Here is a 14,895-nt window from a genome sequence, read left to right as displayed (position 1 = left end):
ATTGGGCAACCCGGTCAACGGGCACCGCCGCGCCTCGCGGTTCAATTCGGCAAAGGCAGCGCGTTCACCGGTTGTGTCGCGCAACATGACAATCCAGCCCCCATCGGGCAGCGGCTGGCCTTGCACATCCATCACCCGATGATCATTGAGCCGCAGGACGATATCAACGGGCTGCCGGCCAACGGTCAACTGCTCGACCCGGCGAATGAACTCGTCCCGGTCCGTTGTCGCAAGAGTCAGCCGCGGTGCAGTCATCAGCACGTCATGGAATGGCTGGTGTACCATTGCCTCGCCACTCCCGACACCGAGCAACGCGGTCGCGGAGTGGTTCATTGTCACCACGTTGCGGTCCTTGTCGAGAATGGCCAGCGCCAGCGGCAAATGCTGCACTGTCGCTGCCAGCCGGGTGCGTTCCTGGGCGACAGTGTCGCGCGCGATCAACAGTGCCGCCTGGACGCCGTGCGAGCGCAGCGCCAGCGCAACCGACGTGATTCCATAACCATAGATGCCCAGCGCCCCCGCCCAACCGAGCAGGCCGTCCCATGCGACTGCCACCGACATGGCCGTCGCCACCGTCAACAACAGAGACTGCGCAGCCACCAGCATGGGCCGGCCGATGCTGGTGCCGTTGGCTGCGCCGATCACCGCCATGGCAAGCATCAGCAGCAGCGCCTGCAACTGCATGTCGTCTGTCGTGAGGACGATCGAGGAGACCAGCCCGGCGGTGCCGATGGTGGCCACAAGGGCGCCAAAGGAAAACATCCTGTCAGCGACCGACAGTGACTTGTCATTGCCGGTGCGCCATGCCGCGAAGCACGCGGCGGCCGTGCACGCAAAGCCAAGGCTGGCTGCGCTGGCCCATATCAGCGCCTCGTTAGTGCCGCTGGCCGAGGCTGCGTAGAAGCCGACCGCCGTGGCAACACTGCCGCCAAACAGCACGGGCCAGCAATATTCGGCGAGACCGCGCGTCAGCTGGGCATTCAGGGTGGGCGGCAACGGCGAAAGTGCCGCAACCCAGCTGGGTTCGGCTTCGTTGTCATGCGCCGACCCCCGACGGCGAGTGGAAAACATGTCTTGCATAACGAAAGCGTTATTTACGTACTTCACATTGCGCATATTGCCAAGGCACTAGGCCATTTGGCCATTGGCGCCTGTAATTGTTGCGCCCACCCTGGCTCTTGACCCCTAGTTGGCCAGCGCCTATGCAGCGGCACGGTTTCCCTTCGAGACCCGCGTCCATGGATGCACGTCGGCCAGCGAGTTTTCGCCTGCCGGCGCTTTTGCATTTGGGGCGTGGGACAGCCGGGCGCCACCGAACTGCTGGAATTGAAAAGGCCTTTGCTGCTTGTTTGAAAGTCTCTCCGATCGCCTTGGCGGCGTATTCGACCGGTTGCGGGGCCGCGGCGCCCTGACCGAGCTCGACGTGCGCGCAGCCATGCGTGAGGTGCGCGTCGCGCTGCTCGAAGCCGATGTCGCATTGCCGGTCGTCAAGGATTTCATCGACAACGCCACCGCCCGCGCCATCGGCGCCGAAGTGACCCGCTCGGTCACGCCGGGCCAGCAGGTCGTCAAGATCGTCAACGACTGCCTTGTCGAATTGCTGGGCGGCGACGCCGGCCCCGAAGAACGCGCTTTGGAAAGCGCGCTCAAAATCGATGTGACGCCGCCTGCGGTTATCATGATGGTCGGCCTGCAAGGCTCGGGCAAGACGACGACGACTGCCAAGCTGGCCAAGTTCCTGGCCGAACGCGCCCGCAAGAAGGTGCTGATGGCCAGCCTCGACGTCGCCCGTCCGGCGGCGCAGGAGCAATTGGCGGTTCTGGGCGAACAGACAGCGACGGCCACCCTGCCGATCATCGCCGGCCAGTCGCCGGTGGCCATTGCCGAGCGCGCCCGCCAGACGGCGCTGCTGCAGGGCCATGATGTCGTGCTGCTTGATACCGCCGGGCGACTGGGCATCGACGAGGCGCTGATGGCCGAAATGGCCGCAGTGGCGGACGCGGTGCGCCCTGACGAAATCCTGCTGGTTGTCGACAGCTTGACCGGTCAGGACGCGATCAACGTCGCAAACGCTTTCAAGGTACGCGTCGCGCTGACGGGCATCGTGCTGACCCGCATGGACGGCGATGCGCGCGGCGGCGCGGCCCTGTCGATGCGCGCGGCCACCGGCCGTCCGATCAAATTTGCCGGCACCGGCGAAAAACTGGATGCCCTTGAGGCGTTTGATGCCCAGCGCGTTGCCGGGCGTATTCTGGGCATGGGCGACATTGTCGGCCTGGTCGAAAAAGCCGCCGCCAATTTCGAGGCCGACGAAGCCGAGAAGATGGCGGAAAAGCTGGCCAAGGGCCAGTTCGACATGGACGATCTGCGCATGCAGCTTGGCCAGATGAAGAAGATGGGCGGCCTGGGTGCGCTGGCCGGCATGATGCCCGGCATGGGTGCCGCCAAAAAGGCGATGGACGCCGGCGGCATCGACGACAAGATACTCGGCCGCATGGAAGCTGTGGTGTTGTCGATGACTCCCAAGGAGCGCGCCAAGCCCGAGATCCTGACCGCCAAGCGCAAGATCCGCATCGCCAAGGGCGCCGGCACCACGGTGCAGGAGGTCAACAAGGTCATCAAGATGCAGCTGGAAATGGCAAATGCCATGAAAAAGCTGCGCAAGATGGGCGGCATGAAGGGCATGGCCAAGATGCTCGGCGCGATGGGCGGCGGCATGGGTGGCGGCGGCGGAATGGGCGCGCTCGGCGGCCTGCTCGGCAAGGGCGGCATGCAGATGCCACCGGGATTTGACAAGTTCGGCAAACGTTAGAAATCACAGCGTAATCACAAGAGGAAATATCAAATGTCTGTATCTATTCGCCTTGCACGTGGCGGCATGAAAAAGCGTCCTTTCTATCGCATCGTTGTGGCTGACAGCCGCAATGCCCGTGACGGCAAGTTCCTGGAAAAGATCGGCACCTACAATCCGCTGCTGCCCAAGGATTCCGCCGAGCGCGTCCGCCTTGACAACGACCGTGCCGCTTATTGGCTCAGCGTCGGCGCACAGCCGACTGACCGCGTTGCCCGCTTCCTCGATGCCGCTGGCCTGCGCACCCGCGCTGCCCGCGTCAACCTGAAGAAGGGTGAGCCGGGCGCCAAGGCCAAGGAACGCATCGAAATGGCCGCCCAGAAGGAAGCCGACGCCGTCAAGGCCGCTGCTGCCGCTGAAGTCGCTGCTGCTGAAGCCGCTGCTGCCGCCGTCGAAGCCGCTGCTGCTGAAGCTGCTGCTGCTGCCGAAGCCGCCGCCGAAGCCGCCGCTGCGCCGGTTGCCGAAGTTGCTGCAGAAGAAGTAGCCGAAGTTGCCGCCGAAGAAGCAGCCCCGGCTGAAGACGCCGCTCCGGCCGAAGAAGCCTGAGCAGGACCATGGCCGGTGATGAGGTCATTCTGGCCGCCATCACCGGCGCCCATGGTATCAAGGGCGATGTCCGGCTGAAGCTGTTCGGCGATGGCGTCGAAAGCCTGAATGGCCAGCGCGTATTCCACGCCGGTGGCCGCGTGCTCACCCTGACATCCGTGCGCCCCGACATGTCCGGCGGCCGCGCCGGCGCCATCGTGCATTTTGCCGAAGTGCCCGACCGTACCCAGGCCGAAGGCTTGCGCGGCCTGACGCTGGGTGTGCCGCGCACGGCGTTGCCCGCGCTGGACGACGGCGAATATTACCATGCCGATTATCTTGGCCGCCCGGTGTTCGATCAGGACGGCCTGACCGTCGGAACGGTGCGTGCCATTGAAAATTACGGCGCCAGCGACATTCTCGATATCGACTTGATAGCCGGCGGCACCGCCATGGTGCCGTTCACCGATGACGCCGTGACGGAAAGGGATGGCCGGTTGGTGGTTGACCGTGTCTGGCTCGTCTGAGCCGGCCATGACGTGGCGCGCGACCATCCTGACGCTCTACCCCGACATGTTCCCCGGCCCGTTGGGGCACAGCCTGGCCGGGCGGGCGCTGGAAAACGGCACCTGGACCATCGATGCCCGCAACATCCGCGACCATGCCGCGGACAAGCATCGCACTGTCGATGACACGCCGGCCGGGGGTGGCCCGGGCATGGTGCTGCGCGCCGATGTCGTCGCTGCCGCCATCGATGCTGTAACCGACACCCGCCCGATCATTGCGCTGACACCGCGCGGCGCGCCGCTGACGCAGGGCCGCGTGCGCGACCTTGCTGCCGGCGACGGCGTCATATTCGTTTGCGGGCGTTTTGAAGGCTTTGACGAGCGTTTGTTTGCCCGTCGCGCGATCGAGGAACTGGCAATTGGCGACTATATCCTGTCGGGCGGCGAGATGGCGGCGATGGTTGTCATCGATGCTTGCGTCCGGCTGTTGCCCGGTGTAATGGGCGCCGTTTCGAGTGGTATTGAAGAGAGCTTCGAAAGCGGTCTTCTTGAACACCCGCATTATACAAGGCCGGCCTTATGGGAAGGCCTTGAGATCCCCGAAGTGTTGCGATCGGGGGATCATGCGAAAATCGCTGCATGGCGATTGGCGCAGTCCGAAATGGACACACGGTCACGGCGGCCAGACCTTTGGGAGCGTCATGTCGATGCTCGGGTCGAACCGCCCTCTGGCGCGCAACAACAGAAGAAAGAGGAATGAGATGAATCTCATCCAGCAGATCGAAGCCGAAAACATTGCCAAGGCGGTCGCTATCCGCCCGATTCCCCAGTTCCGCGCCGGTGACACGCTGCGCGTTGGCGTGAAGGTCGTCGAAGGCGAACGCACCCGCGTCCAGAATTACGAAGGCGTATGCATCGCCCGCAGCAACTGCGGCATGGGCTCGTCGTTCACCGTGCGCAAGATTTCGTTTGGCGAAGGCGTCGAGCGCGTGTTCCCGCTTTATAGCCCCAGCATCGAAGCCATCGAAGTTGTCCGCCGTGGTGTCGTGCGCCGCGCCAAGCTGTATTATCTGCGCGGCCGCAGCGGCAAGTCGGCCCGCATCGTCGAAAAGCGCCTGCCACGCCCCGTCGCATAAAGGCGCCGGACCGGCAGAGCATGAGCCACGGGGCAACACCCCGTGGCTTTTTGCTGTCCGGGCCGTTTTTCGTGCCCATAGCGCCGTTTGGGTCCGCCGATGCGGCAGGGCGTCAATGCCGCCGCTTCCCCCATCGCCGCCCATCGGCTACCACCCGGCTGTGACCCTGCCCCCACCCTCCCATGGCGTCATCGCCGACGGTGCACATCACCTGATGCTGCGCGTCTATTTCGAAGACACCGACACCGCCGGCATCGTCTATCACGCCAGCTATCTGCGCTTCATGGAGCGGGGACGCACCGAAATGCTGCGCGCCGCCGGAATCGACCACGGTGCAGCCGTCGCTGCCGGGTTGGGCGCCTATGCCGTGCATGACATGACGATCCGCTGGCACCGCCCCGCCGTACTCGATGACGTGCTGCGCGTGACAAGCCGGCTGACAAGGGTGCGTGCCGCCGCGTGCAGCATTGCCCAGGACATTTGGCGCGGCGACACGCTGATCACAACGGCCACGCTGACGGCGGCATTCCTCGCGCCGGACGGGCGCCCGCGCCGCCAGCCTGCCGAATGGATGTTGATTTTCAACAATTTGCAGGAGCACGCCGGCTGATGGAACCCATTGTCAAGGCCGCCGCCGACATGTCACCATGGGTACTGTTCATGCAGGCCGACATCGTCGTCAAGCTGGTGATGCTCGGGCTGTTGCTCGCATCGATCTGGTCATGGGCGATCATCATCGAACGCTCGCGCCGGCTGCGCGCCATCGCGGCACAGGCCAAGCAGTTCGAGGACTGGTTCTGGAAAGCCGAGAACCTCGATACGCTGTATGAACCTGCGGCCAAGGCCGAGCACCCATCGGCGCGGCTGTTCATCGCCGGCATGAACGAATGGCGCCGCAGCCTGGCGCGCGGGCGTATCGACCGCGAAGGCGTGCGGGCGCGTCTTGCGTCCATCACGCAGGTCAGCATCGGGCGCGATATCGATGATCTTGGCGACCGCCTGAATGTGCTGGCGACCATCGGCGCGGTTGCGCCCTTCGTGGGCCTGTTCGGCACGGTCTGGGGCATCATGCGGTCGTTCACTGCCATCGCGGCCAGCCAGAATACCTCGCTGGCCGTGGTGGCGCCCGGTATCGCCGAGGCGCTGTTTGCTACGGCGATCGGGCTGTTTGCCGCCATTCCCGCCGTCATCGGCTACAACCGGCTACTCCACAATGTCGGCCGGCTTGAGGCACGGCTGTCGGCGTTTGCCGACGAATTTGTCGGGCTGCTGTCGCGCCAGCTCGATGGCATGGAAGAAAAATAATGGGATTTGGCACGCCATCATCCCGGTCGGGCCGACGCGGCCGGCGCCAGCCCATGGCCGAGATCAACGTGACGCCGCTGGTCGATGTCATGCTGGTGCTGCTCATCATCTTCATGGTGACGGCGCCGCTGCTGGTTGCCGGCGTGCCGGTTGACCTGCCCGACAGCAAGGCCAGCGCCCTGCCCCAGGACCAGGCCCCTATCCAGATCAGCATGGACACAGCCGGCACCATCTTCATCGACAAGCAAAAGGTCGCACCTGCCGCGCTGCCTGCCAAGCTCGCGGCACTTCGCGTCGCGCGCCAGGACGATGCCCGTATCTATGTGCGGGCCGACAAGGGACTGGACTATGGCAAGGTCATGACTTTGGTCGGCGATGTGTCGGCGGCCGGGTTCAAGAAAGTGGCGCTGGTCAGCGAGGCACGCGCGGCACCGCCGGCAACGACGCCAGCGCCGGTATCGCCGACGGCGCCCTGATGACCGCCACCGAACGCCGCGCCATCCTGTTTGCCGGCTCGGCGCACATTGCGTTGTTTGCCGCGCTCAGCATCGGCTGGCAGTTTGCGTCATCGCCGCTGCCGCCGGCAGACACCGCCATGCCGGTCGAGATCGTCGATACTGCCGAGCTGGCTCGCATCACGCAGCCGCCAACACCGTCAGCCGAAGCAGCGCCGCAGGAAAGCGCGGCCGCCGCGCCGCAAGAGGACGCAGCGCCCGAACCAGAACCAGCGCCCACCGACGCCGTGCCGCCGCCTGAGCCGGCCAAGCCCAAACCGCAAGCCGCCGCGCCAAAGGCGCCTCCGGGTCCGCTGGACACGACAAGCCTGGCCAGCCTGATCGACAAGGCGCTGCCCAAGTCGAAGATCAAGCCGCTGGACACATCAAAGCTGGCCAAGGACATCAATGCAGCCCAGCCCCAAGGCGCCCGCGTCGATCCGCGCGCAGCAGCGACACTGGCGCAAGCGATCCAGGCCCAGGTCGCTCCGTGCTGGAACCCGCCCACAGGCGGCCGCGATGTCCGCAAGATGACTGTGGTCGTGCGCGTGGAATATGGCCGCGACGGCCGCGTCATAGGCGTGCCGGTATCGGGCCAGCCGACCGGCGCCACGGCAGGCAATGCCGATTATGCCCGCGCCTTTGCCGACACCGCGCGCCGCGCCGTGCTGCGCTGCCAGCCGTTGAAACTGCCGCCCGAGCTGTATGAGCTGTGGCAATCGGTGGAGATCAATTTCGATCCCGAAAGCATGGCGTGAAATTGGGCGTTGTTCGGCTCCCGTTCAGGCGCGGAGCCTGTTATTGATATGGACATGCGGATTCTTCTCACACTCTCCCTGCTTGCAGCTCCCGCGCTGGCACAAAATGCGCCCATCAGGGTCGACATCAACGCCGGCATCGCGCAGCCCTTGCCGGTCGCCATCCCGGTGTTTGCGCCGGCCAATGCCGCAGCGACCGAGGCGGGAACGCCGGCCGAACTGGGCGCGCGCATTGCCGGGGTGATTTCTGCCGATCTCAAATCCTCCGGCCTGTTCCGGCCCATAGACCCTGCTGCGTTCACCACGACAGTGACGGCTGCATCGACCACCAACCCCGATTATGCCGCATGGCGCACCGTGGCCGCGCAGGCGCTGGTCACGGGTACGGTGACTGCCAACGCCGATGGCGGCATCACGCTGGCCTGTTACGCTTATGACGTGTTTGCCGGCGCGGAACTGGCCCGGCAGGGTTTCGTCACCACGGCGGCGGGATGGCGGCGTGCGGCACACAAATGCGCCGATCTCGTCTATTCGCGACTGACCGGCGAAAGCGGTTATTTCGACAGCCGCATCGTCTATGTCGCCGAAACAGGCGCAAGAACGAAACGCATCAAGCGGCTCGCGGTGATGGACCAGGACGGCGCCAGCCACCGGTTTCTCACATCTGGCCAAAATCTCGTGCTTACACCGCGTTTTGCGCCGGGCAGCCAGACGCTGACCTACATGTCCTTCGAGGGCAACCGCCCGCGCGTCTGGCTCTATACGCTCGGCTCGGGCAAGCAGGAGGCGCTTGGCAGCTTTGCCTCGATGACCTTTGCGCCGCGATTTTCGCCCGACGGCAGCGCCCTTGTGTTTTCCATGGCGGTGGGCGGCAACACCGATGTGTATCGGATGAATATTGCTTCGCGCGCCGTCACGCGGCTGACGACAGCGCCCGGCATCGACACGTCGCCCAGTTTCTCGCCGGATGGCAGCCGCATCGTGTTCGAAAGCGACCGTGGCGGCGCGCAGCAGCTATATGTCATGGGCGCCGACGGCTCGGGCCAATCCCGCATTTCCTTTGGTGAAGGCCGCTCCGCCTCGCCGGTCTGGAGCCCGCGCGGCGACCTGATCGCCTTTACCCGCATGGGCGGCGGCCGTTTTGGGATCGGGGTCATGCGTCCGGATGGCAGCGGCGAGCGTTTACTGACCAATGGCTACCAGGACGAAGGCGCCACCTGGTCGCCCAACGGCCGGGTGATATTGTTCTTCCGTTCCAGCCGCAGCGGCAAGGTCGATCTGTACAGCATCGACCTGTCGGGCCAGAATGAACGGGCCATCCCGACGCCGCTCGATGGGTCGGACCCGGCGTGGTCACCGCTTTTGCCGTGATGACGCGGACTGTAAAAATAGTGTAGAATACGGGCGTTGCCCCCAAAAGGAGTATGATGATGGTGCGCAATTCGGTCATGCTGCCGCTGCTGGCAATTGCACTGCTGGGCCTATCGGCCTGCGGCGGCAAGAAGCCCCTGCCCGAAGCGCCGCCAGTGGAAACCCGGCCCGAGGCGCCCATGGCGCCTACCGAGGCCCCGCCGCAGGGCGAAACACAGACCCCGGTCGGCACAACCATCGCGCCGGGATCGTTGGCCGATTTCGTGGCACAGGCCGGCAGCGATACGGTGCTGTTCGCCTATGACAGCTATGAACTGGATGATGCTGCGCGTGCCATCCTCATCCGGCAGGCGCAGTGGCTGGCCCGCTACCCCGGCGTGCGGGTGACGGTCGAAGGCCATGCCGATGAACGCGGCACCCGCGAATACAACCTTGCGCTGGGCGACCGCCGTGCCACTTCGGCCAAGAACTTCCTGGCGGCACAGGGCGTGGCAACCGCTCGCCTCGCCACGATTTCCTATGGCAAGGAGCGCCCGGCTGTGGATGGCAGCGACGAAGCCGCCTTTGCGCAAAATCGCCGCGCGGTCTCCGCGCTGACCGGCGCGCAGTAGGGGACTTTCGCGCGCCGCCAAAAGCCGTTACCGCGCTGCCCATGCGGATCATCTTCATGGGCACGCCCGACTTTGCCGTCACGGCGCTAGATGCGCTGGTGGCGGCTGGGCACGATGTCATCGCCGTCTACACCCGCGCGCCCAAGCCGGCCGGGCGCGGCAAGACGCTGACCCGGTCGCCGGTCCATGCGTGCGCCGAGGCGTTGGGGATTGCCGTCCACACACCGCGCACGCTGCGCGATCTGCCGGAACAAGCACGCTTTGCCGCGTTGGGCGCCGATGTGGCGGTCGTGGCCGCCTATGGTCTGCTTTTGCCGCAAGCGGTGCTGGATGCCCCGGCTTTTGGCTGTATCAACATCCATGCGTCGCTGTTGCCCCGGTGGCGCGGCGCCGCACCCATCCAGCGCGCCATATTGGCCGGCGACGTCATGACCGGCGTGACGATCATGCAGATGGAGGCCGGGCTCGATACAGGCCCGATGCTGCTGACGGGCGAAACGCCGGTAGATGGCAAGACAGCGGGCAACTTGACTGCCGAACTGGCCACGCTGGGCGCGACGTTGATGGTTCAGGTGCTGGCCGGTAACTATCAGCCGGTGCCGCAGCCAACAGGCGGCGTTACTCATGCCGCCAAGATCGACAAGGCCGAAGCCCGGCTCGATCTGGCATTGCCCGCAGCGCAGCTTGAACGCGCCATCCGCGCCTTCAATCCGGCGCCGGGTGCGCATGTCGAGATTATGGGCGAGCGGCTCAGGATCCTGGCGGCCGACACCGTACCGGCGCCAGCGGCTCCCGGCTTGACGCTGGATGACCGGTTGCTGATCGGCACCGGCGCCGAAGCCCTGCGCCCGACGCTGGTGCAGCGCGCCGGCAAACCGGCGATGGGCTTGCGCGATCTGCTCAATGGCTGGCGCATCCCAGCGGGCACGCCCATCGCATGAACCGTTTTCGCATCACGGTCGAATATGACGGTCGGCCGTTTGTAGGCTGGCAGCGGCAGGACAATCGCCTGTCGGTGCAAGGTGCCATCGAGGCGGCCATCCATAGCATTTCGGGCGAAACAGTGGCGGTGTACGGCGCCGGCCGTACCGATGCCGGTGTCCATGCCGCCGGCATGACGGCGCATTTCGACCTGGCGCGCGACATCGCACCCGCGCGGCTGCTTGGCGCGATCAATGCACTGGTGCGGCCGCATCCGGTCGCCGTGCTTGATTGCGCGGCGGCGCCGGGTTTCCACGCGCGGTTCGACTGTATCGGGCGCCGCTATCGCTATGCCATCGTCAATCGCCGCGCACCGCTGACGTGGCAGCGCGGGCTGGCGTGGCGGGTGCCTGAACAACTTGATGCCGATGCCATGCACATTGCGGCGCAGCGGTTGGTCGGCCAGCATGACTTCACGACATTCCGCTCCGCACATTGCCAGGCAAGGTCACCCATTCGCTCGCTTGAACGGCTGGACGTGCGGCGTGAAGGGGAAATGGTGCTGATCGAGGCCGACGCCCGCTCTTTTCTGCAACATCAGGTGCGATCCATGGTCGGCTGCTTGAAATTGGTCGGGCAGGGCCGCTGGAGCGCGGACGATCTGGCCGGCGTGCTGGCGGCGCGCGACAGGACGATGCTCGGTCTCAATGCGCCCTCTGACGGCTTGGTGTTCGTGACAGCGATCTACCCGGGAAACGGCGCCTTGGAACCAGAGGTTATGGCAAGCGTATGACACAATAGTGTCGGTCAGCTTTACAGCTTGGTTAACACAGATTTATCGCCTTCCAACGAATCATGGACTTGCCACGGTTTGTTGATTGGCATGACATTTGCTTGGGTGACGGCAGGGCGCGGCAAACCATCCGCGCCCAAAAGGTCGCAAATGCCCGCTTCGCAACGCCCACATCCCGTTTCTGCCCGGCTCCTTTGGATCGCCGGCGTGGCGCTTGGTGTCCTGGTTGGCATCCTTGTCGGTGTGCAGATTGTTCGGCACCATATGGCGGTCAGCACGGAGCTTTCGGTCGCCAAGGCCTGAGACCGGCGCGAACGGCCCTTCCTGCCGTCAATGCCAGCAACCTATCAACGCCAGCCCAGGGCCTCGGCCATGATGTGGAATATCAGGTTCTGCTCCACCACGCCGCCAACAAGGTTGGAGCGCGGACCATCTGCGAACAGTGCAACATCCTCCCCGCCATGGCTTTCGCTGCCGGTGCCGTGCAGCTTGTTTGCAAGATAGTTCGGATCGGTCGGCGGCAGCAGCCGTGACAGGCCGCGCGTCTGGAACGGACCGTTTGCGTAACTCAGCGTCGTCATCGGCTGGCCATGGTCGTCAAGCGCCCAGCCCTCCTTGCTGACATTGCCATCGCCTTCGCCATCGCGTGCGCTGCGGATATAGCCCAGAATGTCGTTGCCGCGTTCGGGATAGCCCGCAATCGTCAGGACATGGCTGTGGTCGGCGGTGACCAGCACCAGCGTCTCATCGAGGTTGACGCTGGCCAGAACGACTGCAACGGCGGCGGAAAATTCCTGGGCATCCCTGAGGGCGCGATAGGGGTTGCTGGCGTGATGGCCATGGTCGATGCGGCCGCCCTCCACCATCAGATAATAGCCCTTGCCGCCACGCGCCTTGGCACCTGACGCCAACCGCGCCACGGCAAAGCGGGCCATCTCGGTCAGGCTTGGTTCTTCATCGGACTTGCGGTCCGTCTCGAAATTGAGATGGTCGGCGTTCAACAGCCCGAGCACCGGTCCGCGACCCTTGCTGTCCAGAGCGCGAAAGCCCTTGGCATCGCTGACATACTGGCCTTGCGGAAAGCGGCTGCGCCATTCGCTTGTCAGGTCGCGGCCATCGTCGCGGCTGCCGCCAGCAGCCATTGGCAAAAACCGTGACCGGCCGCCGCCAAGCACAACGTCGAGCCCGCCACCGGGCGCGAAGCCGACAAGCTGGCTGGCCAGATCGGCGCAGCCGGCGGCGCGATCGGCGGCTGGAAATGCCTTGTCGGCCCCCTCCCAATTGCGGCTGGGGACATGGCCATAGACTGCCGCTGGCGTCGCATGGGTGATGCGCGTCGTGGTGACGACACCAACGGCCATGCCCTGCCCCTTGGCAATCTCGGCAAATGTGCGCGGCAGCTTGTCTGGTGTCTTGCAGGCGCTGGCCAATTGGTCATCAGAGAAATTGATGACACCAATGCGCGTCTTGACGCCGGTGTTCATGGCGCTGGCCGTTCCGGCACTGTCGGGCACCTGGGCGTCGGTGTTGTAGGTCTTGACCAGCGCCGTATGCGGCAGACGTTCAAAGGCAAGGCTGTTTTCCTCGCCGGGGCCGGGTTTGCGGCCATCGACCGGGCGCTGGCCGTCGAAAATCCGGGCGGCGGTGATGGTCGAAATGCCCATGCCATCGCCGATCATCAGGATGACGTTCTTGGCACGCCGGGGCCGGTTGACTGCGGCGATGCGGCCATCAAGCGCGGCACGGCCGTCCTTCCACCAGCTGCTGCTGCTTGCCGGCGTATCGAGCACCGGGGCCGCCATGACCGTGATCGGCATTGCCGTCATCATCGCTGCAACCGCAGCCTTGATCATTCTGACCATTGCTCGCCCCTTACCTCCGAATATCAGCCCGTTACGCGGCAATTGTTACAGCAGTTTTATCTCGCGCAGCCGCTCTTTCAGATAGTCATCGGCACTGATCGCCGGCCAGGAGTGCGGCCCACCGGGCATGGTCTCGATGACATAGTCGGGCCGGAAATGCAGGAAGAACGGCGTCGAATACCGTGCGATACCCATGCGGTCCGGCGCCGGATTGACCACGCGGTGAGTCGTTGAGGGCAGCCGGCCACCGCTGAGCCGTTGCAGCATGTCGCCGACATTGCAGACAAGACTGCCCGGCGGCGCCGCAATGTCGCGCCACTGGCCGGACCGGTCGAGCAATTGCAGCCCGGCCTCCTCGGCGCCCAACAATAGCGTGATGACATTGATATCCTCGTGCGCACCGGCGCGGATCGGCCCGGCCTTGTCCGGCGTGACCGGCGGATAGTGCAGCAAACGCAGGATGGAATTGCCGTCGCGCACCGTGTCTGCAAAAAAATCGGGTGCAAGGCCCAGATGAACGGCAATGGCGCGCAGCATCCGCAAGCCGGCCGCATCCAGCGCCGCAAACAATGCCGATACCGCAGGCTGGAAATCCGGCACTTCGGCGGGCCAGAGATTGGCCGGCATTGTCGCGGCAAAGGGGTGGCCGGCCGGCAGGTCGCGGCCCATGTGCCAGAATTCCTTGAGATCGGCATGAACTTCGCCCTTGGCCGCTTCGATGCCGAACGGGGTCAGGCCGCGCTGGCCGCCGCCGCCAACGACGACATGGCGTTGCTTGAGGGGCGCCGGCAGGGCAAAGAACGCCTTGGTCGCCGCCAGCGCCCGGTCGATCAGCGCCTGATCGATGCCATGGTCACAGACGACGGCAAAACCGGTGCGGGCAAAGGCCTCGCCAAAGCCGGCAGCGGCAGCGGCAAGATCGCTTTCAACGAGACTGAGGGGAATCGGCTGGATATCGGCAATGGTCATGCACCGTCTATTGCCAAGTTTTCCGGCATGGCAACAGCCCTGCTGCGACGCGCGCGGCAGCAAGGCGCAACCACGGGCATCAAGCACGTTTGCCCCGGCTGTTGACCCCTGCCGGGCCGGCGACTATAGCGGCGCCTCACTGGAAAATGGCAGCGTAGCTCAGTTGGTGAGAGCGCCGGATTCATAACCCGGAGGTCGGCAGTTCAAATCTGCCCGCTGCTACCAAGTCTCCCCATTTCAGGCGCCGCACCCTATGTCCGCAGCCTCCCCCGACTGGACGCTGGCCATCCATGGCGGATCGGGCACGATGACGCGTGAGCGGATCGGAGAGGGCGCTGCATATCGTGCGGGCCTTGCCGCCGCCCTCGAGTCTGGCCGGGCCGTTCTGGCCGCAGGCGGCAGCGCGCTCGATGCTGTCGAAGCTTCGGTCATGACGCTTGAGGATGACCCGCAGTTCAATGCTGGACAGGGCGGCGTGTTCACCGCTGAAGGCATTAACGAGCTGGATGCCGCGATCATGGACGGTGCCGCGCGCGCTGCCGGTGCCATTGCCGGCGTGACACGCACGCGCAATCCCGTACGCCTTGCCCGCGCCGTGATGGAAAACAGCCCGCATGTGTTGCTGGCGCGCGACGGCGCGGATGTGTTTTCGCTCGAACAAGGCCTTGAACAAGTCGATCCGGCCTGGTTTCGCACCGAGGAACGCTGGCAGGCCTTGCAGGCGATGAAGGCGGCGGCGGCACGCGGTGAACCGTTGTTCGACAAGGCGCTGAAATACGGCACAGTCGGCGCC

General features: G+C 64.9%; 17 protein-coding genes and 1 tRNA gene. 15 read left to right on the top strand and 3 right to left on the bottom strand.

Annotated features, from left to right (window positions below; translation table 11 throughout):
• A partial coding sequence (locus tag RMQ73_RS07150) for a PAS-domain containing protein (RefSeq protein WP_310497401.1) occupies positions 1–1,071 on the bottom strand: 1,071 nt, incomplete at its 3' end.
• A gap of 274 nt (positions 1,072–1,345) precedes the next feature.
• On the opposite strand from RMQ73_RS07150, the gene ffh reads away from it, so the two are divergent.
• From ffh to truA, 13 genes are all read left to right on the top strand, one after another.
• Complete coding sequence (ffh, locus tag RMQ73_RS07145; RefSeq protein ID WP_310497400.1) at positions 1,346–2,812, top strand: signal recognition particle protein; 1,467 nt, start codon at positions 1,346–1,348, stop codon at positions 2,810–2,812.
• A 33-nt stretch (positions 2,813–2,845) separates the two neighbouring features.
• Positions 2,846–3,397, top strand: a complete 552-nt coding sequence (rpsP, locus tag RMQ73_RS07140; RefSeq protein WP_310497399.1) for a 30S ribosomal protein S16 — start codon at positions 2,846–2,848, stop codon at positions 3,395–3,397.
• Between the two features lie 8 nt (positions 3,398–3,405).
• Positions 3,406–3,903 carry a ribosome maturation factor RimM gene (gene rimM / locus RMQ73_RS07135; protein ID WP_310497398.1) on the top strand — a complete coding sequence of 166 codons (498 nt, stop codon included), beginning with the start codon at positions 3,406–3,408 and terminating at the stop codon, positions 3,901–3,903.
• Between the two features lie 7 nt (positions 3,904–3,910).
• Positions 3,911–4,642 carry a tRNA (guanosine(37)-N1)-methyltransferase TrmD gene (trmD, locus tag RMQ73_RS07130; RefSeq protein WP_310497397.1) on the top strand — a complete coding sequence of 244 codons (732 nt, stop codon included), beginning with the start codon at positions 3,911–3,913 and terminating at the stop codon, positions 4,640–4,642.
• 1 nt (position 4,643) lies between these two features.
• On the top strand, positions 4,644–5,018 hold the full coding sequence (rplS, locus tag RMQ73_RS07125; protein WP_310497396.1) for a 50S ribosomal protein L19: 375 nt from the start codon (positions 4,644–4,646) through the stop codon (positions 5,016–5,018).
• Between the two features lie 115 nt (positions 5,019–5,133).
• The gene (locus tag RMQ73_RS07120; RefSeq protein ID WP_310497395.1) at positions 5,134–5,628 is read left to right on the top strand and encodes a YbgC/FadM family acyl-CoA thioesterase; all 495 of its coding nucleotides are present in this window, start codon (positions 5,134–5,136) and stop codon (positions 5,626–5,628) included.
• Positions 5,628–6,323, top strand: a complete 696-nt coding sequence (tolQ, locus tag RMQ73_RS07115; protein ID WP_310497394.1) for a protein TolQ — start codon at positions 5,628–5,630, stop codon at positions 6,321–6,323. The genes RMQ73_RS07120 and tolQ overlap by 1 nt, the downstream gene beginning before the upstream one ends.
• A gap of 53 nt (positions 6,324–6,376) precedes the next feature.
• Positions 6,377–6,799, top strand: coding sequence for an ExbD/TolR family protein (locus RMQ73_RS07110; RefSeq protein ID WP_310497393.1), 423 nt, complete (start codon positions 6,377–6,379; stop codon positions 6,797–6,799).
• The gene (locus tag RMQ73_RS07105; RefSeq protein WP_310497392.1) at positions 6,799–7,575 is read left to right on the top strand and encodes a hypothetical protein; all 777 of its coding nucleotides are present in this window, start codon (positions 6,799–6,801) and stop codon (positions 7,573–7,575) included. Before RMQ73_RS07110 ends, RMQ73_RS07105 begins: the two co-directional genes overlap by 1 nt.
• Positions 7,576–7,629: 54 nt before the next feature.
• Complete coding sequence (tolB, locus tag RMQ73_RS07100) at positions 7,630–8,946, top strand: Tol-Pal system beta propeller repeat protein TolB (protein ID WP_310497391.1); 1,317 nt, start codon at positions 7,630–7,632, stop codon at positions 8,944–8,946.
• A gap of 53 nt (positions 8,947–8,999) precedes the next feature.
• Positions 9,000–9,557, top strand: a complete 558-nt coding sequence (gene pal / locus RMQ73_RS07095; RefSeq protein WP_409049847.1) for a peptidoglycan-associated lipoprotein Pal — start codon at positions 9,000–9,002, stop codon at positions 9,555–9,557.
• Between the two features lie 41 nt (positions 9,558–9,598).
• Positions 9,599–10,498, top strand: coding sequence for a methionyl-tRNA formyltransferase (fmt, locus tag RMQ73_RS07090; protein ID WP_310497390.1), 900 nt, complete (start codon positions 9,599–9,601; stop codon positions 10,496–10,498).
• Positions 10,495–11,271 (top strand): tRNA pseudouridine(38-40) synthase TruA, encoded by a 777-nt coding sequence (gene truA, locus RMQ73_RS07085; RefSeq protein WP_310497389.1) that lies wholly within the window; start codon positions 10,495–10,497, stop codon positions 11,269–11,271. Before fmt ends, truA begins: the two co-directional genes overlap by 4 nt.
• Positions 11,272–11,618: 347 nt before the next feature.
• Here the strand turns inward: truA and RMQ73_RS07080 are convergent, their stop codons facing one another.
• Together RMQ73_RS07080 and RMQ73_RS07075 are read right to left on the bottom strand one after the other, a co-directional pair.
• A complete protein-coding gene (locus RMQ73_RS07080) occupies positions 11,619–13,133 on the bottom strand; it encodes an alkaline phosphatase (protein ID WP_310497388.1) in 1,515 nt (504 codons plus the stop codon).
• Positions 13,134–13,178: 45 nt separating this feature from the next.
• A complete protein-coding gene (locus tag RMQ73_RS07075) occupies positions 13,179–14,102 on the bottom strand; it encodes a 2-oxoglutarate and iron-dependent oxygenase domain-containing protein (RefSeq protein ID WP_310497387.1) in 924 nt (307 codons plus the stop codon).
• Between the two features lie 148 nt (positions 14,103–14,250).
• Here RMQ73_RS07075 and RMQ73_RS07070 point away from each other — a divergent pair.
• A tRNA-Met gene (locus RMQ73_RS07070) sits at positions 14,251–14,327 on the top strand.
• Positions 14,328–14,355: 28 nt separating this feature from the next.
• Positions 14,356–14,895, top strand: a 540-nt coding sequence (locus RMQ73_RS07065; protein ID WP_310497386.1) for an isoaspartyl peptidase/L-asparaginase, incomplete at its 3' end; no start/stop codon positions are given.

The sequence above is a fragment of the Sandarakinorhabdus sp. genome (genome assembly GCF_031430775.1).
Lineage (GTDB): Bacteria > Pseudomonadota > Alphaproteobacteria > Sphingomonadales > Sphingomonadaceae > Sandarakinorhabdus.
The sequence above is the reverse complement of the archived record's forward strand: the minus strand, read 5'-3'. Positions and strand labels throughout refer to the sequence as shown.